The organism is Micromonospora sp. RTBAU3-60, from assembly GCF_054963695.1.
Genome location: NZ_JBUEGB010000003.1, coordinates 15,132 through 33,770 on the forward strand (window position 1 = coordinate 15,132; position 18,639 = coordinate 33,770).

19 protein-coding genes are annotated in these 18,639 nt (G+C 75.1%); 1 reads left to right on the forward strand and 18 read right to left on the reverse strand.

Annotation, left to right across the window (positions count from 1 at the left end; genetic code table 11):
* Positions 1-28: 28 nt before the first annotated feature.
* A complete protein-coding gene (locus ACY34I_RS04080; protein ID WP_462752587.1) occupies positions 29-730 on the forward strand; it encodes an LON peptidase substrate-binding domain-containing protein in 702 nt (233 codons plus the stop codon).
* Here ACY34I_RS04080 and ACY34I_RS04085 read toward each other — a convergent pair.
* From ACY34I_RS04085 to ACY34I_RS04170, 18 genes are all read right to left on the reverse strand, one after another.
* Complete coding sequence (locus ACY34I_RS04085; RefSeq protein WP_462752979.1) at positions 696-1,433, reverse strand: DUF2567 domain-containing protein; 738 nt, start codon at positions 1,431-1,433, stop codon at positions 696-698. The two genes, ACY34I_RS04080 and ACY34I_RS04085, sit on opposite strands and share 35 nt — an antisense overlap.
* 344 nt (positions 1,434-1,777) lie before the next feature.
* Positions 1,778-3,385: a MinD/ParA family ATP-binding protein gene (locus ACY34I_RS04090; protein WP_462752589.1), complete on the reverse strand. Its 1,608-nt coding sequence runs from the start codon at positions 3,383-3,385 to the stop codon at positions 1,778-1,780.
* 138 nt (positions 3,386-3,523) lie between these two features.
* Entirely contained in the window at positions 3,524-4,438 is a 915-nt protein-coding gene (locus ACY34I_RS04095; RefSeq protein WP_462752591.1) for a hypothetical protein, read from the reverse strand.
* Positions 4,439-4,446: 8 nt separating this feature from the next.
* Positions 4,447-5,391: an RluA family pseudouridine synthase gene (locus ACY34I_RS04100; RefSeq protein WP_462752593.1), complete on the reverse strand. Its 945-nt coding sequence runs from the start codon at positions 5,389-5,391 to the stop codon at positions 4,447-4,449.
* Positions 5,388-6,005 carry a signal peptidase II gene (lspA, locus tag ACY34I_RS04105; RefSeq protein WP_462752595.1) on the reverse strand — a complete coding sequence of 206 codons (618 nt, stop codon included), beginning with the start codon at positions 6,003-6,005 and terminating at the stop codon, positions 5,388-5,390. The genes ACY34I_RS04100 and lspA overlap by 4 nt, the downstream gene beginning before the upstream one ends.
* Positions 6,006-6,071: 66 nt before the next feature.
* Positions 6,072-6,491, reverse strand: coding sequence for a TraR/DksA family transcriptional regulator (locus tag ACY34I_RS04110; RefSeq protein WP_046569752.1), 420 nt, complete (start codon positions 6,489-6,491; stop codon positions 6,072-6,074).
* Positions 6,492-6,716: 225 nt separating this feature from the next.
* Positions 6,717-8,219 (reverse strand): potassium/proton antiporter, encoded by a 1,503-nt coding sequence (locus ACY34I_RS04115; RefSeq protein ID WP_462752597.1) that lies wholly within the window; start codon positions 8,217-8,219, stop codon positions 6,717-6,719.
* A 22-nt stretch (positions 8,220-8,241) separates the two neighbouring features.
* Positions 8,242-8,547 (reverse strand): DUF167 domain-containing protein, encoded by a 306-nt coding sequence (locus ACY34I_RS04120; RefSeq protein WP_148796578.1) that lies wholly within the window; start codon positions 8,545-8,547, stop codon positions 8,242-8,244.
* Positions 8,544-9,254: a hypothetical protein gene (locus tag ACY34I_RS04125; RefSeq protein WP_462752600.1), complete on the reverse strand. Its 711-nt coding sequence runs from the start codon at positions 9,252-9,254 to the stop codon at positions 8,544-8,546. Before ACY34I_RS04125 ends, ACY34I_RS04120 begins: the two co-directional genes overlap by 4 nt.
* A gap of 71 nt (positions 9,255-9,325) precedes the next feature.
* Positions 9,326-10,129 (reverse strand): DivIVA domain-containing protein, encoded by an 804-nt coding sequence (locus tag ACY34I_RS04130; protein WP_148796574.1) that lies wholly within the window; start codon positions 10,127-10,129, stop codon positions 9,326-9,328.
* A gap of 41 nt (positions 10,130-10,170) precedes the next feature.
* Positions 10,171-10,476: a YggT family protein gene (locus tag ACY34I_RS04135; RefSeq protein WP_462752603.1), complete on the reverse strand. Its 306-nt coding sequence runs from the start codon at positions 10,474-10,476 to the stop codon at positions 10,171-10,173.
* Between the two features lie 24 nt (positions 10,477-10,500).
* On the reverse strand, positions 10,501-11,196 hold the full coding sequence (locus ACY34I_RS04140) for a cell division protein SepF (protein ID WP_462752605.1): 696 nt from the start codon (positions 11,194-11,196) through the stop codon (positions 10,501-10,503).
* A 198-nt stretch (positions 11,197-11,394) separates the two neighbouring features.
* Positions 11,395-12,141 (reverse strand): YggS family pyridoxal phosphate-dependent enzyme, encoded by a 747-nt coding sequence (locus ACY34I_RS04145; protein ID WP_462752607.1) that lies wholly within the window; start codon positions 12,139-12,141, stop codon positions 11,395-11,397.
* A gap of 9 nt (positions 12,142-12,150) precedes the next feature.
* Positions 12,151-13,266: a cell division protein FtsZ gene (gene ftsZ, locus ACY34I_RS04150; RefSeq protein ID WP_148796566.1), complete on the reverse strand. Its 1,116-nt coding sequence runs from the start codon at positions 13,264-13,266 to the stop codon at positions 12,151-12,153.
* Between the two features lie 239 nt (positions 13,267-13,505).
* On the reverse strand, positions 13,506-14,324 hold the full coding sequence (locus tag ACY34I_RS04155) for a cell division protein FtsQ/DivIB (RefSeq protein ID WP_462752610.1): 819 nt from the start codon (positions 14,322-14,324) through the stop codon (positions 13,506-13,508).
* The gene (murC, locus tag ACY34I_RS04160; protein ID WP_462752612.1) at positions 14,321-15,811 is read right to left on the reverse strand and encodes a UDP-N-acetylmuramate--L-alanine ligase; all 1,491 of its coding nucleotides are present in this window, start codon (positions 15,809-15,811) and stop codon (positions 14,321-14,323) included. Before murC ends, ACY34I_RS04155 begins: the two co-directional genes overlap by 4 nt.
* A gap of 85 nt (positions 15,812-15,896) precedes the next feature.
* A complete protein-coding gene (gene murG, locus ACY34I_RS04165) occupies positions 15,897-17,003 on the reverse strand; it encodes an undecaprenyldiphospho-muramoylpentapeptide beta-N-acetylglucosaminyltransferase (RefSeq protein WP_462752614.1) in 1,107 nt (368 codons plus the stop codon).
* Complete coding sequence (locus ACY34I_RS04170) at positions 17,003-18,445, reverse strand: FtsW/RodA/SpoVE family cell cycle protein (RefSeq protein WP_462752981.1); 1,443 nt, start codon at positions 18,443-18,445, stop codon at positions 17,003-17,005. The genes murG and ACY34I_RS04170 overlap by 1 nt, the downstream gene beginning before the upstream one ends.
* Positions 18,446-18,639: the final 194 nt, after the last annotated feature.

Consider the following 18,639-nt stretch of genomic DNA (forward strand, 5'->3'; position numbering starts at 1 on the left):
CGAGCCCGGTCCGACTACGCTCGGACGGGTGACCGCACGGCTGCCGGTGTTTCCCCTCGGGACGGTCCTGTTCCCCGGGCTGGTCCTGCCGCTGCACATCTTCGAGGAGCGCTACCGGGCACTGGTGCGCCACCTGATCGGGTTGCCGGAGGGCGCACCCCGGGAGTTCGGGGTGGTGGCGATCCAGGCCGGCTGGGAGGTCGCCGCCGGGCCGCCCGGCCAGCCGACCCTCGGCGGCGGGCAGGTCACGCTGCACGAGGTGGGCTGCACCGCGGAGCTGCGGCAGGTCACCGAGCTGGCCGACGGCGGGTTCGACATCGTCACCGTGGGCCGGCGGCGGTTCCGCATCGCCGACGTCGACGCGGGCGCCGCGCCGTACCTGACCGCCGAGGTGGAGTGGCTGCCCGAGCCGGCCGGCACCGACGAGGTGGCCGACCTGCTGGCCGCCCGGGTCATCTCGGTCTTCCGGCAATATCTCGGCCTGGTCCGGCCGGACCCGCAGGAGATCTCCGAGCAGCTGCCGGAGGACCCCACGGTGCTGTCGCACCTGGTCGCCGCGACCGCCGCGCTGACCGTCGCCGACCGGCAGCGGCTGCTCGCCATCGACGACACCGCCGCCCGGCTCCGGGCCGAGCTGCGGCTGCTCCACCGCGAGACGGCGTTGCTGCGCGAGGTCCGGGCGGTGCCCGTGCCGCTCAGCGAGCTGGCGGGTCCCCCGGCGCCGAACTGACCTCCGGGCCGGCGGGCGGCCAGCCGCCGTCCAGCTCCGGCTCCGGCCGCAGCGACGGCCACCGCGACCAGCCGGCCAGCAGGGTGTACGTGACGGCCGCGCCGAACGCGGGCAGCAGCAGGTTGCCGTACGGCACGGGCAGCAGCCCGAACAGCCAGTCCACCCCGCCGGCCCGCAGGTCGGCCGGCTTGGTGAACAGCGTCCCGTCCGGCGCGGTGGCCAGCAGCCGGTGGTAGGTGCCGAGCCCGATCCGGCGGCCGACCTGCCAGGCCACCACCGCGGCGCCGAGGCCGCCCAGCGTCCCGGCGAGCAGCCCGGCCGGGCCGCGCCGGCGGCGGGCCAGGAGCCACAGGGCGACCGCGGCGAGCACCCCGAAGCCGAGCCCGAGCAGGCTGAACCAGCCGTCCGCGGCGATCGGCTGCTCCGGCTGCGGGGTGGCGTAGATCGCCCCCTCGGCGGTCTTCTGCACCGGGGTGCCGGGGGCCACGCCCGCCCAGAGCAGCCCGAGGGGCGCGCCCAGCACGGCCAGCAGGACCACGCCGACCAGGGTGGCCCCGACCACCCGGAGCCGGCCGCCGGCGCGGGCGGGTGTCCCCCCGGGCACCGCGCCGACCACATCCGGGTGCCCGGCGAGCGGGTCCGCGCCCGGTGCCGTCACCGGGGTGCCGGCGGGCACCGGCAGGCCGGCGGGCCACTCGGGGATCTCGCCCCCATCGGCGCGCCCGGCGGTCCCGGCCGCGTCGACCCCGGCGTCGGCTCCTTCCGGCCGGCCGCCGTCGGCCGTCGCCCGCCCGTCGCCGTCGGCCGGCACGTCGGCGCCGGACCCGGCGAACGACCGGTCGGCGCCGGCCTGCCCGGCCGCGTCGGACGTGCCGGCCGGCCGGTCGCCGGCCGGGTCGGGCCGGGGGGAAGGCTCCGGGCCGCCGGACGGGCGGGCGGCGGCGTCGGACGCGCCGGGACGGTCGGCGGCCCGCTCGGGATCAGGGGTGTCCGGACTCACCCGGTGATCCTCTCAGGCGGCGGGCCGGCGCGGGGCGGCGGTGGCGGTCAGCGGGCGAACGGCTCCAGCATCACCGCGGCGGCTTTCAGCCACGCCTGCCGGGTCTCCGCCTGGAGCTGGTGGTGGTCGATCGAGGAGCCGGTCTCCAGCGCCGGGTCGTAGGGCACCACGGTGACCGCCCGGGTCCGGGTGGCGAAGTGCCGTTCCAGGTCATCCTGGATCGAGGTGCGCCCCGGCGTCGGGCAGGAGATCAGGGTCACCGCGTTGTCGGCCAGCTCGCCCATCCCCACCTCGTGCAGCAGGTCGAGCATCCAGTCGGCGCTGAACGCGGCGTCCTCGCGGGGCACGGTGGTCACCACGAGCTGGTCGGCGGCCTGCATGACGGTACGCCAGTTCGGGCTCTCCACGTTGTTGCCGGTGTCCACGCAGACCACCTCGTGGGTACGCCGCAGCAGCTCCAGCACCCGCTTGACGGTGAACTGGTCCAGCCGCTGGGCGAACCGGGGGCTCTCCTCGCCGGCCAGCACGTCGTACGAGCCGTCGGAGGCGTGCCGCAGGTAGTCGTCGAGGTGCTCCAGCAGGGCGGCGCCCTCCAGGATCTCGATCTGGGCGAGATCGTGGATCAGGTGCCGGATGGTCCGGGCGTGCCGGGCGCTGCCGGCGCGCAGGCCGAGGGTGCCACGCAGCTCGTTGTCGTCCCAGGCGAGCACGCCACGGCCGCGGACGCTGCCCACGGTGGCCGCGGCGAGCACGGTCGCGGTGGTCTTGTGCACCCCGCCCTTGGGGTTGGCGAAGGCGAGCACCCGGGGGCGGCCCAGCTCGCGGCGGAGCACGCCGACGGCCCGCTCCACCTCGTCCTCCGGCTTCGGGGCCCGCCACTCGACCCGGGCCGGCTCGACCCGGGCCGGGTAGCCGTCCGCTGGCGGCCGCTGCACGGGGACGGGTGGGACCGGCGCCGCCGGCTGGTGGTTCTCCGGCCGGTAGCGGCCCCGGTCCAGCAGCGCGTACCGGGACTCCACCGGTGGCGGGTCGGGCCGGTGGCCGGGCTCCAGCAACCCGTACCGGGGCTCGACGGGGGCGGTGGCCCGGCCGCGCGGCTCCGGGTCCCGCTGGCCCGGCTCCGGCTCGGCGCGATACGTCGGCTCGGCCCGCCAGGACGGCTCGGCGCCGCCCGGGTGCCCCGGCTCCGGCTCGGCGCGGTACGTCGGCTCGGCCCGCCAGGACGGTTCGGCGCCGCCCGGGTGGCCCGACTCCGGCTCGGCCCGGTACGTCGGCTCAGCGCGCCAGGAGGGCTCGGAGCGGTGGTCCGGCTCGGCGCGGTACGGGGGCTCCGCCCGGCCCACCGGCTCGCCGCCGTATCCCGGTTCGAGTCGGTGGGCCGGCTCCACCCGGTAGGTCGCCTCGACCCGGTAGGGCGGCTGCTCGGCGCCGTACGGCGGCTCGGCGGGGCGCCCGACGGCCTGCGCGCGGCCGGTCCAGCCGGTGCCGGCGGTGCGCCGGGGCAGCGGTTCGGCAGGGGGTGGGGGCTCGGCGGGGCGGTGGTCGGCGTCGATCTGTTCCGCGCCGCGGGGGCCGTGCCGGGCCCGGTCGAGCAGCGCCCGCCACCGCGGTGCCGGCTCAGCCTGCCGACCCCAGCCGGTTTCGCTGCCGTCCAAGGCTTCGTCCTCCCCAGCCGTCGATCTCCGCCTGACAGGCTACGAACGAAACCCTATTCAAACCACACCCCGGTGCGCACATCCCCCCGGTGGCCCTCCTCACCGTCGCATCGGCCGACGACCCGTCGCCGGCACGTCTCAGGAGGTGGGAGCGGGAATCGGGGGTCCCGGACCGGCCGCCGGGCCGCCGGAGGACGGTGCGGATCCGCGCACCGTCGGCGCGGCTTCCGACGTATCGCCCACGCCGGTGGCGCCCGGGGTCGGCCCGGCCAGCCCGGTGTCGACCGGCGGCCGGGCCACATCCTCCTGCTCCGGCAGCGGTGGCGTGAACACCGTGCGGTCCAGGCGGCGCACCTCCGGCGCCGGGTCTACCCCCCGTACGCCGGGGCGGGCGGCCAGGGCCCGCAGCGCCGCCGGGGCGTCCCGGACCACCGCGGCGTAGACGCAGGCGCAGGCCGACCGGTAGGCGGCCGCCTCCTCGGCCGAGACCGTCGCGCCCGTGTCGTACACCCGCCGCAGCTCGGGATCGGCGGTGGCGGCCGGGGCGGTGGCGCGCGACCGGTAGTCGGCGGCCTCCCGGTCCTTTCGGGCGGCCACCTCGGCCATCCCGGCGACCACGTCGTCGGGGACCCGCAGGGTGGCGATCCGGACGATCTCGGTCTGCCGCCCGGACAGCGGCACCCGGGCGACCACCGCCGAGACCGGGGTCGCGCCGAGCGCGGTGGCCAGCTGCGCCGGCGTCAGGTACGACGCGAACGAGACCAGGGCGTAGTCGCCCGGACCGGGGCTGGCCGGCCCGGCCAGCGCGGCCAGTTCGGCGGCGCTGGCGCGCAGGTAGGCCGGGATGGCGTCGCCGTCGGCCACCCCGACCCGGGTGACCTCGCCGACGGTGCGGTCGCCCACCGGCTCCCGGCGGCGGTCCCAGGCGGCGGCGACCAGCACCGCCAGCGCGCAGGCCAGCGCGATCCAGGTGAGCGGGCCGGACCGCGACCGTCCGCGCCGGGTCGGGCGCGGCGGTACGTCGGCGGGTGGGGTGCTGTCCGGATGGTCCATGGGGCGGGTCAGTCGCGGAGGATCTCCAGCGCCCGGGCCAGGTCGTCCGGGTAGTCGCTGACGAAGGTGACCTCCTCGCCCGTCTGCGGGTGCACGAAGCTCAGCGAGCGGGCGTGCAGCCACTGCCGGGCCAGCCCGAGGCGGGCCGCCAGGGTCGGGTCGGCGCCGTAGGTGAGGTCGCCCACGCAGGGGTGCCGCAGGGTGGAGAAGTGCACCCGGATCTGGTGGGTCCGCCCGGTCTCCAGCCTGACGTCGAGCAGACTGGCCGCCGGGAACGCCTCCAGCGTGTCGTAGTGGGTGACGCTCGGCTTGCCGCCGGAGACCACCGCCCAGCGGTAGTCGTGGTGCGGGTGCCGGTCGATCGGCGCGTCGATGGTCCCGCGCAGCGGGTCCGGGTGGCCCTGCACGACGGCGTGGTAGCGCTTCTCCACCTCGCGGTACTTGAAGGCCCGCTTCAACGCGGTGTACGCCTGCTCGCTCTTGGCCACCACCATGATCCCGGTGGTGCCCACGTCGAGCCGGTGCACCACGCCCTGCCGCTCGGCGGCGCCGCTGGTGGAGATCCGGTGGCCGATCGCGGCCAGCCCGCCGATGACGGTCGGCCCGGTCCAGCCGGGGCTCGGGTGGGCGGCCACCCCGACCGGCTTGTCCACCACCACGATGTCGTCGTCGGCGTGGACGACGGTCAGGCCCTGCACGGCCTGCGGCACCACGGTGGGCGGGGCGACCGGCGCGGGCAGCGTCACCTCCAGCCAGGAACCCGCCTTGACCTTGTGCGAGTTGGGCCGTACGACGCCGTCGACCAGCGCGTCCCCGGCGTCGACCAGGGCCGCCGCGGCGGTCCGGGAGAGCCCGAACAGCCGGGACACGGCCTGGTCCAGCCGCAGGCCCTCGAGACCGTCCGGGACGGGCAGCGACCGCTGGTCGCCGCCGGCGGCGAAGACGGAGGTCACGCCCGCTCCCGCTGCTCGCCGGTGGCGGCCCCGGTGACGTCCGCCTGCTCCGCCGACCCGGCGCGGGCCCGGCTGCCGTCGCGCTGCCGGCCGGTCAGCTCCAGCACCACGGCCAGCACCACCCCGCAGACCAGGGAGCTGTCGGCCAGGTTGAACACCGGCCAGACCTGCCCGTACGGGTCGAAGAGGCTGATCATGTCGACCACATGGCCGACGAAGTGCCCGGGGGCCCGGAAGATCCGGTCGGTCAGGTTGCCGAGCGCGCCACCGAGCACCAGGCCGAGCGAGACGGCCCAGGGCAGCGAACGCAGCCGCAGCGCCATCCAGCCGATCCAGGCGATCACGCCGATGGTGACCAGCGGGAAGACCCAGGTGTGGCCGGAGCCGATGCTCCAGGCCGCGCCGCTGTTGCGGGTGAGGGTGAGGTAGACGGTGCCGCCGAGCACGGACACCGGGCCCCGGCCGGTCAGCGACGAGAGGGCGAGCTGCTTGGTGGCCAGGTCGGCGAGCAGCGCGAACAGGGCGACGCCGAGGAGAAGCCCGGTCGCCCTGCGGCGGGACACCCCGGCGCGCGACTCAGCGGTGCCGGACCCGGCGGGCGGTGCTGCGGTCATCTGCTCCCCATCGACGCTCCCGACGGTGGCCCCCACCGTCTCCGACCAGCCGCCGGGGAGCGGACCTCAGCGCCGCTCCTCCAGCTGCTTGCAGGTCACGCAGAGGGTGGCCGACGGGAACGCGGCGAGCCGCTCCACCGGGATCGGGTTGCCGCACCGCTCGCACCAGCCGTACCCACCCTCGTCGAGGCGCTCCAGTGCGCGCTCGACCTGCGTGATCCGCTCCTTGATGCTGTTGGCGAGAGAGATCTCCTGCTCCCGCTCGAACGTCTTGGTGCCGGTGTCGGCCTGGTCGTCCCCGGCCGAGTCGGTCAGCCGATCGCGCTGCAGCTCGGTGATCTCGCTCAGCGTCTGATCGTACTCGGCGTTGAGCTCGTCCCGCCGCGCCGCCAGAGCGGCCCGGATCTTCTCGGTCTCCGCCGCGCTGCGGGTGGCCTTCGCCACCGGCTTGCGGCCGGCGGTTTTGGTGTCGGCTGGCTTCGCCATCGTCAGCTCCCTTGGCCGCGTGCCGCGGCGGTCGGCGGTGCCTGGGCAGGGGACGCCGCCGCGGGTGTCCCCCAGGTGCAAAAACGGGCGCACGGCGACGAGGGCCGTGCACTCCGGAGGGTGGCAAGAATACGGAACGTACAGGCGTCCGACAACGTGCCGCACCGTCGCACCGCGATTCAGCCCCGAACAGCCACCAATCGGGGCAAAAGGAACGCTAGCAGATCAACCGTCCCGGTCCTCGCCGTACTCGCCAAACCAGCGGGCCAGTCGCCCGCGACGGCTCACCGCGCGCAGCCGCTGCTCCACCTCGTCGCGGACCTCGGCCGTGGCGACGATGAGCAGGCTGTCCCCGACCTTCAGCCGGGTGTCCAGGCCGGGCACGAAGCCCGCCCCGTCGCGCAGCACCAGGGTCACCGAGGCGCCCACCGGCAGCCGCAGCTCGTCCACGTGCACCCCGCCCAGCCGCGAGCCCGGGGGCACCTCCACCTGGAGCAGGTCGGCCCGCATCCGCTCCAGCGGGGCGGTCTCCACCCGGATCTCGGCCGCCTCGGCCGGCGCCGTCACCCCGAGCCGGCGGGCCGCCGGAGCGAGGGTCCCGGCCTGGAGCAACGTGAAGATCACCACCAGCACGAAGACGGCGTCGAAGAGCCGCTCCGCCCCCGGCACCCGCGCCGACAGCGGGATGGTGGCCAGGACGATGGGCACCGCGCCGCGCAGCCCGGCCCAGGACAGGAAGAGCTGCTCGCGCGGGCGGATCCGGAACGGCAGCGCGGCGACCGCCACCGACAGCGGGCGGGCCAGGAGCAGCAGGGCCAGCCCGGTGACCACGGCCGGCAGCACCGCCGCGTCCAGCCGGCTCGGCGAGACCAGCAGGCCCAGCAGGACGAACAGGCCGATCTGCGCCAACCAGGCCAGCCCGTCGGCGAAGCCGAGGATGGCCTGCCGGTGCGGCAGCCGGGCGTTGCCGAGCAGCACCCCGGCGACGTAGACGGCGAGGAAGCCGGAGGCGTGCAGCACCGCGCCGGCCGCGTACGCCAGCACCGTGAAGCCGACCACGGCGATCGGGTAGAGCCCGGCCGACGGGAGCGCCGCCCGGCGCAGCGCGTACCGGCCGGTGATCCCGGAGGCCACCCCGACCGCCGCGCCCATGCCCAGCTCGTAACCGACCAGGAGGACCTCGTACCACCACGGGTGGGCGTCCGTGACCCCCCGGGAGAGCAGCAGCACCACGATCACCACCGGGGCGTCGTTCATGCCCGACTCGGCCTCCAGGGTGGCCACCAGGCGGGGCGGCAGGCGCAGCCGGCGCAGGGTGGCGAAGACGGCCGCCGCGTCGGTCGAGGAGAGCACCGCCCCGTAGAGCAGGGCCAGCCGCCAGTCCAGCCCGAGCAGGAGGTGCACCACCAGCCCGACCACCAGGATGCTGACCAGCACGCCGACCGTGGAGAGCGCGGCGGCCATCCCGAGCACCGGGCGCAGGGTGCTCCACCGGGCGGTCAGCCCACCCTCCGCGATGATCACGATGAGGGCCATGAACCCGAGCACTCGGGTCAGCTCGACGTCGTGGAACCGGATGCCCAGCCCGGCCTCGCCGATCGCCACCCCGAGCGCGAGGTAGACCAGCAGACTGGGCACGCCGAGCCGGGTGGAAAAGCGCACCGCGCCCACGGCCACCAGCAGGACGGCCGCGCCGAGCAGCAGCGCGAGATCGAGCCCGGGGGTCATCCGCGGCCGGCCCGGGCGGTCCTCACTCGGCCGATCCGTCGCGCAGCCGGCGCAGCACGTCGGGCAGCCCGGCGGCCGGGCGCTCGACGAGGAAGAGCTTGTCCCGGCTGGCCGCGCCGGCGCGCAGGGAGACCGCCGCCGGCCGGACCCCGAGGGCGTCGGCCAGGGCCCGACGGGCCGCCTCGGTGGCGCGCCCGTCCACGGCGGGGGCGTGCACGGCGATGACCAGGGCCGGCCCGTGCGGGCCGTCGAAGCGTCCGCCGACCCGGGCCCGGGCGGCGCCGGGTTTCACGCGTACGGCGACGGTGAGCGGGGCGTCCATGGTCATCCTCGGCCGGGCCGGGCGTCGGCGAGCAGGACGGTGGCCGGCGCGCAGCGGGCGCACGGGGTGAAGCCGAGCCCGACCGCCTCGGCGACGGGCAGCGGTTCGTCGTCCCGGCCGACCAGGTGGGGGCAGCCGGGCAGGTGGAAGCGCGGGTGGCCGTCGACCACCCGGACCTCGGCGTCGAGCCGGGCCAGCCGGGCCAGGTCCGGGGCCGACAGGTCCTGCGCCGAAGGGTCGCCGTCGAACGGGCCGTCGGCCGCCGGCGAGGTGGGCGCCGGGGCGTCCGGCGCCGGATCGACCTGGTCGGCGGACGGCTCCCGCGGGCCGGGCGGCGGGTACCCCTCGCGCGGGGAGTAGGCCTGCGGCGGCGGGTCGTCCCGGTCGGTCACCGGCGGCTCGGGTGGTTGCCGCCACCCGGGTGCACCGGTGCCGACCGTCGACGGGATGTGCTGGACCGGGATCTCCGGCTCACCGACCCGCGGGTCGTACGGCGGGCCGTCCGACCCGGTCCGGCCGCGGTTGCGCGGCCCGGCCCCCCGATCCGCCGTGCCCCGGCTGGCGGCCGCCTGGCGGGTGCCCGCGACCAGGGCGACGGCGGCCAGCAGGCTGACCGCGATGGAGGTGATCAGCAGCGGACTGGACCCGTTGGCCAGCCCGGCCACCAGGAGCACGACCGCGACGAGGATGAGCAGGATGCTGGCGACTATCACGGCTCACCCCCGCCGCGTCGTGTCGGGCTGCGCGTCCGGCGGCCGTCGTGCGGACGGCCGCCGGTGGCGGATCAGCGGCCGGACTCGATGGAGCCCGCGCGGCCGCCGCCGTAGGAGCCGGCGAGGCCGGCGGTGGCGAGGCCGTTGCTGCCCCCGCCGGAGCGGACGCTCTCGGTGCGGTTCATCTCGGCCTCCAGGCCCTGGCCGCGACCGTCGAGGTCGCGCAGCTGGCTCTCCAGGTAGGCCTTGAGGCGGGTGCGGTACTCGCGCTCGAACTGCTTGAGCTCCTCGATGTGCTTCTGCAGCGCGGTGCGCTTGGCGTCCAGGCCGCCCATGGCCTCCTGGTGCCGCTGGCGGGCGTCCCGCTCGAGGGCGTCGGCCTTGGCGCGGGCCTCGCGGGTGACCTCCTCGGCCTTGGTACGGGCCTCGGAGAGCAGCTGGTCGGCCTCGCGGCGGGCGTCCGACACGTGGTCGTCGGCGGTCCGCTGGGCCATCATCAGCACCCGCAGCGCCTGCTGCTCGCCGTCGCCGCCGGCGGCTGGGCCGCCCTGGGCACGGACCTGCTCCAGCTCGGCCTGCATGGCGCGGGCGGCCTGCTCGGCGGCGGCCTTGTCGCGCTGCACCCGGTCGAGCTGGGCCTTGACGTCGTTGAGCTCGGCTGCGAGTCGGGCGTCGCCGCCGGGGCCGGCCGGAGCGCCGCCGCGGCCCCCGCGCTCCACCTGGGCGCGCAGCTCGTTGTTCTCCTCGATCAGACGGGCGAGCTCGCGCTCGACCTCGTCCAGGAAGGCGTCGACCTCCTCCTCGTCATACCCCCGCTTGCCGATCGGCGGCTTTTTGAAGGCGACGTTGTGGACGTCGGCCGGGGTCAGCGGCATCGAAACTCCTCGGGTCAGTTGCGGCCGCGAAAGCGCGCTGGTCAGGCGAAAGACCTGATCAGCGGATCTAACACGAACTCCATCAGCACGAACAGGATAACCAGGAGCACAAGGGAGGCCAGGTCGATGCTCACGGTACCAATTCGCAGCGGAGGGATCACACGCCTCAACGCCCGCAGAGGCGGATCAGTGACGCTCCACACCGATTCCAGTCCCGCCGCCGCTCCCCGCCCCGGTTGCCAGCGGCGACCGTAGGCCAGAACGGCGCCAAGGACAAATCGGGCCAAAAGCACAAGCAGGAACAGATAAAGGAGCAGATACAGCACCTGGAACAGAATCGACAACACGGCAGGCGACGTCCCTCGGTCGGGCTAGCTCAGGCTGAAAAAGCCGCCCTCAGCGATCTTGGCCTTGTCCTCCGCGGTGACCTGGACATTGGCCGGTGAGAGCAGGAACACCCGGTTGGTCACGCGCTCGATCGTACCGCGCAGCCCGAACGCGAGCCCGGCGGCGAAGTCGACCAGCCGGCGCGCGTCCGCCTCGTCCATCTCGGTGAGGTTGATGATCACCGGCACCCCGTCGCGGAAGTGCTCGCCGATCGTGCGCGCCTCGCGGTAGGTGGTCGGGTGCAGGGTGGTGATCTGGTAGCGCTGCTCCTCCTCGGCCGCCACCGTCCGCTCGCGGGGCTGCACCTGCGGGGCCAGGGCGAGGTTGTCCCGGGTGTGGTAGGTGAGCGCGCCGGAGGTCTCCCCGGCGCCCGAGCGGGTGATCGACCGGACGCTGGACCGGTCGGCCCGCTCCGGGCGCTCCGCCTCGGCCCGGTCGACGTCCCCGCCGCGGCTCGAGACGCGCTCGGTCAGCCGGCCGCGGTCGCCCAGCCGGGAACGGGTCGCCGGCGGCTCCTCGGGCTCCTCGTCGTCCTCGTCGGCGAACTCCTCCGAGTACCGGCTCGACCGGTAGCGCGAGTCCCGGTAGCCACCCTTGTCGTAACCACCGTCGTCGTAGGCCCGGTCATCGTCCTCCTCGACGAGCCCGAGCCAGACCCCCGCCTTGCGCAGTGCACCCATCCCCGCGCCCTTCCGTCCGCCGTGCGGCACGCACCCCCGTGCCGTGTCGCTTGATCACGAGTGGGCTTCAAAATGCCCACCGGACCGGATCGGCAATCCCCGGACGAGCGGTTCGCGGTCCGCCCGCCACGGCCCCCGGCTACGGGAACGCCGTTCCTGAAAACAACACTGATGTAATTTGCTTCTTTCGCGGTCAGGCTACCGCAGCGTGGGGCGCATTCCGAGCAACGCGCTGCCGACGCGGACATGTGTCGCGCCATATTCGATCGCGGTTTCCAGATCCCCACTCATGCCGGCCGACAGCGCGGTCGCCTCCGGATGCCGGACGCGGAACCGCTGCGCCACCTCGGCCAGCCGGGCGAACGCCCGTTCCGGCTCCCAGCCCAGCGGCGCCACCGCCATCAGCCCACCCAGCCGCAGCGCCCCGGACCCGGCCACCGCCTCGGCCACCGGACCGAGCCCCCGGTCGGGGTCCGCCACGTCGGGCAGCGCCCCGCCCCGGGCCGCGTCGCCGTCGATGCTCACCTGCACCAGCACGTCCAGCGGCCGGTCCCGGCCGGCCGCCGCGGCGGCGTCGAGGGCGGCGGCCAGGCGCACGCTGTCGACCGACTGGACGACGTCGGCGTACCGGACCACCGAACGGCACTTGTTGCGCTGCAGCTGGCCGATGAAGTGCCACCGCGGGGTCACCCCGGCCGCCGCCACCTCGGCGGCCTTCGGGGCCGCCTCCTGGTCGCGGTTCTCCCCGACGTCGGTCACGCCGAGCCCGGCCAGCGCCACCACGTCGCCGGCCGGGTACGTCTTGGTCACCGCGACCAGGGTGACCTCGCTCCGGTCCCGGCCGGCGGCCGCGCAGGCGTCGGCGATACGCGCTCGGATCCGGGCGAGCCCGGACGCGAGCTCGGCGCGCCGGTCCGGGCGCACCGTGGCTGGTGTGTCGGTCATCGGCGCGGCTCAGGACCCGTTCTTGAGGAAGTCGGGCACGTCGACGTCGTCGAAGAGCACCCGGCGCGGCGACTGCTGCGGGGTCGGCATGGTGGTCGGCGGCGTCACCGGCGTGTTCGGCTGGGTCGGCTGGTTCTGGTTGGTCTTGCGGGCCGGCTCGACCGCCTTGTACGCGGGCGCACCCCCGTCGAAGCCCGCCGCGATCACGGTCACCCGCACCTCGTCGCCGAGCGCGTCGTCGATGACCGCGCCGAAGATGATGTTGGCGTCCGGGTGGGCCGCGTCGGTGACCAACTGCGCCGCGTCGTTGATCTCGAACAGGCCCAGGTCGGAGCCGCCGGCGATGGAGAGCAGCACGCCGCGCGCGCCGTCCATGCTCTGCTCCAGCAGGGGGCTGGAGATGGCCGCCTCGGCCGCCTCGACCGCGCGGTTCTCGCCGCGGGCGCTGCCGATGCCCATCAGCGCGCTGCCGGCGCCGCTCATCACGCTCTTGACGTCGGCGAAGTCCAGGTTGATCAGACCCGGCGTGGTGATCAGGTCGGTGATGCCCTGGACACCGGAGAGCAGCACCTGGTCGGCGGTGCGGAAGGCGTCCATCATGGAGATGTTGCGGTCGCCGAGCGCGAGCAGCCGGTCGTTCGGGATGACGATGAGCGTGTCGCACTGGTTGCGCAGCTCCTCGATGCCGGCCTCGGCCTGCACCTGGCGGCGCTTCCCCTCGAACGAGAACGGCCGGGTGACCACGCCAATGGTGAGCGCACCGAGCTTGCGGGCGATGTTCGCCACCACCGGCGCGCCGCCGGTGCCCGTGCCGCCGCCCTCGCCGCAGGTCACGAAGACCATGTCGGCGCCCTTGAGCACCTCCTCGATCTCGTCGCGGTGGTCCTCGGCGGCGTTCTTGCCGACGTCCGGGTTGGCGCCGGCGCCCAGCCCCCGGGTCAGTTCCCGGCCGACGTCGAGCTTGACGTCCGCGTCGCTCATCAGCAGCGCCTGGGCATCGGTGTTGATCGCGATGAACTCGACGCCCTTGAGCCCAACCTCGATCATCCGGTTGACGGCGTTGACGCCGCCGCCCCCGATGCCGACGACCTTGATGACCGCCAGGTAGTTGTGCGGAGGTGTCATCTCCGGTCCTTTCCCTTCGAGATTGGCATGGGCCGACCCCACACGGCTTGGCCAGATCAGCGGCGGAGCAGTTCCCAGCGAGGGTGAGGGCTGAAACCCTCACCCTCTACTAGAGGCTTAGAGCTATGTCAACCACTGATCTCTTCGGGGCAACGTAAGCGCCGCCGCGCGATGAGCCAAGGACCTTTCCGGCGTGTCGCCGGCGGGAGCGGGGCGGCTCACGTCCGCTGACCGGCGGATCACCGGAAGGTGACCACGTCCGGGGCGCTGACATCGATCGTGTCGGCCTTCCGACCGAGCAGCGCGGTGGCCACCCTGGACTTGTCCGCGCTGCGGGTCGCGTCCCCCCAGACCACCGTCCGGCCCTCGTGCAGCCGCACGGTGATCCGGGCCAGCCCGGCCACGTCCACCGAGACCAGCTCGGCGCGCAGCTGCGGGCTGAGCGCGCCCAGCACCTCCAGCCCGGCCCGGGTGCCCGGGTCGGCCGCGGCCGGCCGGCCCACCCGGATCACCGGCAACCCGGCCGGGGCCTGGGGCACGTCCTGGAACGGGACCCCCGCACGGTCGATCACCGCGAACCGGTCGCCCTGTGGCACCACCGCCACCGGGCTCCGCTCCACCACCCGGATCACCAGGGTGCCCGGCCAGTCCCGCTCCACCGTGGCCCGTTCCACCGGCGCGAGGGCGCCCACCCGCCGGGCCGCCGCCGCCAGGTCCACCCGGGCCAGCGGCGTGTCATCCGGGATCCCCACGGCGTCGCGCACCTCGACCGGGGTGACCAGCTTCGCCCCGACCACCCGGACCTGGCGGACGCCGAACAGGCCGGTGCCCAGCAGGGTCCAGGCCACCAGCCCGGCGACCACGAGCACGCCGGCGGCGACCGCCCAGGGCAGCGCCGCGCGCATCCGGCGCTGCCGGGCCCGGGCCATGAACCGTCGGGTCGACGGCGGGACGGCGTCGGCGCCGGCCCGGACCAGCTGCCACCGCCGCACCGGGTTGCGCCGGCCGGCCCCGCCGTCCTGACCCGGGGTCCGGCCGCGCGCCGGGCCGGGGCTCATCCGGTCGTGGCCGCCGCGCCGTCCGGACCGACGCCGGTGCCGATCGCCGCCGCGTCGCCCGCCGCCCCGGTGCGGGCCAGCAGGGCGTCGAGCAGCTGGTCGCCCATCAGCGAGATCGGCGGCGCACCCATGGTCACCACGACGTCGCCGGGGCGGGCCCGGCGCGCCACCTCGGCCGGCACGTCGTCCCAGGCCTCGACGAAGACCTTCCGGTCGGGCGGCAGCGGCACCGCCGCGAGCAGCGCGACCGAGCCCTCACCCGGCTGGCGCAGCTCGCCCGGGCCGAACACCTCGAGCAGCACCAGCTCGTCGGCGATGCCGAGGGCGGCGGCGATCTCCGCCTGGAGGTCGCGCGTGCGATAGAGCCGGTACGGCTGGAAGACCACGATCAGCCGGCCCTCGCCGGCCACCTCGCGCAGCGTCTGCAGGGCCAGCGTCATCGACGTCGGATGGTACGCGTACTCGTCGTAGACCAGCACGTCGTCCGCGACGCCCTTGCGCTCGAAGCGCCGCCGGACCCCGGGGAACGCGCCCAGCGCCGCCTCGGCCGCCTCGATCGGCAGGTCCAGCAGGTACGCGGCGAGCACCGCCGAGGCGCTGTTCAGTCCCATGTGCCGCCCCGGGATCGGCAGCCGGATCTCGCCCAGCGACCGGCCGTCGATCTCGGCCAGGTAGCGCACCCCCTGCGCGGAGGAGGCCATCCCGCTCAGCCGCAGGTCGGCGTCGGGCGACTCGCCGTACGTCCACACCCGGCGTCCCTCGGCGCGCAGCGTCTCGGCCAGCCGCCGGCCGCCCGGGTCATCGGCGCAGGTGATGATGAACCCCGCGGGGTCGGTGAGCCGGGCGAAGTCGGCGAACGTCGCCTCCAGGTTGGCCAGGTCGCCGTACGTGTTGAGGTGATCCGCCTCGATGTTCGTGATGATCGAGACGTACGGGCGGTAGATGAGGAACGAGCGGTCGCTCTCGTCCGCTTCGACCACGAAGTGTTCACCCGTGCCGTGGTGCGCGCCCGAGCCCACCTCGGAGATCTCCCCGCCGATCACGAAGGACGGGTCGGTGCCGGCCTGCTGGAGCACCATGGTGACCATCGAGGTGGTGGTGGTCTTGCCGTGGGTGCCGGCGACCGCCACCGTCCGGCGGCCGGTCATCGCGGCGGCCAGGGCCTCGGAGCGGTGCAGCACCCGCAGGCCCCGCCGGCGCGCCTCGACCATCTCCAGGTGGTCCTGCGGGATGGCCGACGAGTAGACCACGGTGTCCACCCCGTCGAGGTTCGCCGCCTCGTGCGTGGAGTGGATGGTGCCGCCCAGCGCCCGCAGGCCGGCCAGGGACGGCCACTCCCGCAGCTCGCTGCCGGAGACCGGCAGGCCCCGGGTGAGGAACAGCCGGGCCAGGCCGCTCATGCCGACCCCGCCCACCCCGATCAGGTGGATCCGGCCCAGGTCCTCCGCGGTCATCGTGCCGGCGGGCGTGAACTGCGCGGTGTTCATGAGAGGTACCTTCCCGTCGCGGTGGCGACCGTCACAGTGCCGTCGTTGTTCGCGACCGCGGGGCTCGCAAGCTCACTCCTCGCGCTCACCGAGCCACCGCCTCGTAGACGAAGTTCAGCAGGGCGACGTCGCCGTCGCGCCGGCCGTACGCGGCCGCGGCGGCACCCATCGCGGCGAGCCGCTGCGGGTCGCGGACCAGCGGGATGACCGTCCGCTCCAGCCAGTCCGGGGTCAGCTCGGCGTCGTCGACGAGCAGCCCGCCGCCGGCCTCCACCACGGGCAGCGCGTTGCGCTTCTGCTCCTGGTTGCTGTGCGGGTACGGCACGTAGATGGCGGGCAGCCCGATGGCGGCCACCTCGGCACAGGTCATCGCGCCGCCTCTGGCCAGCATCAGGTCGGCGGCGGCGTAGCCCAGCTCCATCTCGGACAGGTAGGGCAGGGTCACGTACGGCACCGGCAGGTCGGTGGGGATGGAGACCGGCTCGTTGCGGGCCCCGATCACGTGCAGTACCTGCACGCCGTGGCGGGCCAGCTCCTTGGCCGCCCCGGAGACCGCCAGGTTGATCGAGCGGGCGCCCTGCGAGCCGCCGGCGACGAAGAGCACCGGCAGGTCCGGGCGGAGTCCGAAGTGGGCGCGGGCGGCGTTGCGCATGGCGGCCCGGTCCAGGCCGGCGATGCCCCGCCGCAGCGGCACCCCGACCACGCGGGCGTTGCGCAGCGACTCGGCCTGGCTCGGCTGGTGCGGGAAGCCCACCGCGACGTGCTTGGTGAACTTCATCCCGAGCCGGTTGGCCACCCCCGGCGGCACGTTCACCTCGTGGATGACGATCGGCAGCTCCCGCCGCCACGCGGCCAGGTAGCCGGGCACCGAGACGTACCCCCCGAAGCCGACCACGACGTCGGCCCGCACCTCGTCGATCACCTTGCCCGCCGCGCGGGCCGCCTTCCACATCCGGTCCGGCGTGCGGACCAGGCTCATGTTGACCGAGCGGGGCAGCTGGTAGGCCGGGATCTGCCGCAGGTCGTAGCCGGCCGGCGGGATCAGCTCGTTCTCCAGCCCCTTGGGTGTGCCGAGGCAGGTGATCCGGACGCTGGGGTCGTGTCGGCGCAGGCAGTCGGCGAAGGCCAGCAACGGGTAGATATGCCCGCCCGTGCCTCCTCCGCAGAGCACCACCGAACGCAGCGGACCCATCAGCGCCTCCTCTCGCTCGCCGTCCCGGCGCGCGTCCGGCCCCGCCGGGCGCCGCGGGCTGCGGCCTGGTCGTCCTCCCGCCGCGACCGGGACCGGGGTACGGACCCACGGTCCGCCGGTGGCGACGCCGGGCGGCGGCGTCGGCCGGGAAGCGGCGGCAACGGGGCCCAGAGTAGTCGGACCCACCGGGCCGGCGGACGGGCATGCAGGGCTCGGGCCGCATCCGGCTCGGCCCGGGCGAAGGAGGCGAGCATCCCGACGGCCGCCAGGGTGACCACCAGGGCGCTGCCGCCGTCGGAGATGAACGGCAGCGGCACGCCGGTCAGCGGCAGCAGCCCGGTGACCCCGCCGACGTTGATCACCGCCTGGCCGACCAGCCAGGCGGTGACGCCGGCCGCGGCGAGCCGGCGGAACGGGTCCTCCACCCGCCGGGCGATCCGCAGCCCGGTGTACGCCAGCACGGCGAAGAGCACCAGCACCACGGTGCAGCCGACCACGCCCAACTCCTCGGCGATGATCGCAAAGATGAAGTCGTTGTGCGCCTCGGGCAGCCAGGCCCACTTGAAGGTGCTCTTGCCCAGCCCGACCCCGAACCAGCCGCCGTGCCCGATCGCGTAGCGGGCCTGGATGAGCTGGTAGCAGCCCTCCAACTCCTGCTGGAAGCAGGTCTTCGGGTCGGGCGGGTCGAGGAACGAGGTGAGCCGGGTCAGCCGGTAGTTGGCGGCGTCGCGCGAGCCCGAGCCGGCACCCAGGGAGGCGGCGGCGACCAGCAGGCCGACGCCGAGCAGGCCGACCGCGGAGAGGGCGGCGAAGACCCGCCGCCGGACGCCGGCCGCCCAGAGCAGGCCGACCACCAGGGCCAGCAGGCAGAGCATGCTGCCCAGGTCGTTGTACCCGACCAGCACGCAGAGCAGGCCGACCACCGGGAAGAGCGGGGTGGCCAACTCCTTCCACCAGCCCAGCGCGGCGCCCTTGCGGGCCAGCACGTGCGCACCCCAGAGCACCAGCGCGAACTTGGCCACCTCGACCGGCTGCACCGAGATCGGGCCGAGCCAGAGCCAGAGCAGCTCGGCCTTCAGCGGACCGATCGACTTGACCCGGAACAGCGCCTCCAGCGCGACCAGCAGGTTGAGCAGAAGCAGCAGCACCACCGCCACGCCGAGCGCCGGCCGGCCCAGCGCCCGGAAGGTGCGGGCGGGCAGCCGCTGGCAGGCCCAGAACGCCACGATGCCGATCACCGCGAAGACGGTCTGCCGGACCAGCGAAGCCGAGGCGTCGCCGTCCTCCGCGTAGTCCCGGACGCTGGTCGCCGAGAAGACCATGGTGAGGCCGATCAGCAGCAGCAGGCCGGCGCTGGAGAGCAGCAGATAGTAGGAGGCCAACGGCCGGGCCAGCAGGCCGCGCAGCGCGGCCAGCCCGCCGGCGGCGTCCAGCCCGAGCAGCGGGGCCGGCGGGTCGGCCGGCCGGGTCGCGGCCGGCGCCCGTCTGGTCTGCGTGCTGGTGGTGCCCTCGGTGTCTCGTCCCTCCCCCACCCGCCCATCATCGCGGCTCGACCCGCCCGCCCGTGGCGCAACCGCCCGGTCGGCGTGTCGGGGCGGGAAGAGGGAGGGCCCCGGCCGTCGGCCGGGGCCCTGCA

What these genes read in the sequence shown, in the direction of transcription:
- ACY34I_RS04095 (WP_462752591.1), bottom strand. Translation starts at nt 4,438, where the DNA reads ATGGACCATCCGGACAGCACCCCACCCGCCGACGTACCGCCGCGCCCG.
- ACY34I_RS04120 (WP_148796578.1), bottom strand. Translation starts at nt 8,547, where the DNA reads ATGACCATGGACGCCCCGCTCACCGTCGCCGTACGCGTGAAACCCGGC.
- ACY34I_RS04155 (WP_462752610.1), bottom strand. Translation starts at nt 14,324, where the DNA reads ATGAGCCCCGGCCCGGCGCGCGGCCGGACCCCGGGTCAGGACGGCGGG.
- ACY34I_RS04145 (WP_462752607.1), bottom strand. Translation starts at nt 12,141, where the DNA reads ATGACCGACACACCAGCCACGGTGCGCCCGGACCGGCGCGCCGAGCTC.
- murC (WP_462752612.1), bottom strand. Translation starts at nt 15,811, where the DNA reads ATGAACACCGCGCAGTTCACGCCCGCCGGCACGATGACCGCGGAGGAC.
- ACY34I_RS04130 (WP_148796574.1), bottom strand. Translation starts at nt 10,129, where the DNA reads ATGCCGCTGACCCCGGCCGACGTCCACAACGTCGCCTTCAAAAAGCCG.
- ACY34I_RS04110 (WP_046569752.1), bottom strand. Translation starts at nt 6,491, where the DNA reads ATGGCGAAGCCAGCCGACACCAAAACCGCCGGCCGCAAGCCGGTGGCG.
- murG (WP_462752614.1), bottom strand. Translation starts at nt 17,003, where the DNA reads ATGGGTCCGCTGCGTTCGGTGGTGCTCTGCGGAGGAGGCACGGGCGGG.
- ACY34I_RS04140 (WP_462752605.1), bottom strand. Translation starts at nt 11,196, where the DNA reads ATGGGTGCACTGCGCAAGGCGGGGGTCTGGCTCGGGCTCGTCGAGGAG.
- ftsZ (WP_148796566.1), bottom strand. Translation starts at nt 13,266, where the DNA reads ATGACACCTCCGCACAACTACCTGGCGGTCATCAAGGTCGTCGGCATC.
- ACY34I_RS04115 (WP_462752597.1), bottom strand. Translation starts at nt 8,219, where the DNA reads ATGACCCCCGGGCTCGATCTCGCGCTGCTGCTCGGCGCGGCCGTCCTG.
- lspA (WP_462752595.1), bottom strand. Translation starts at nt 6,005, where the DNA reads ATGACCGCAGCACCGCCCGCCGGGTCCGGCACCGCTGAGTCGCGCGCC.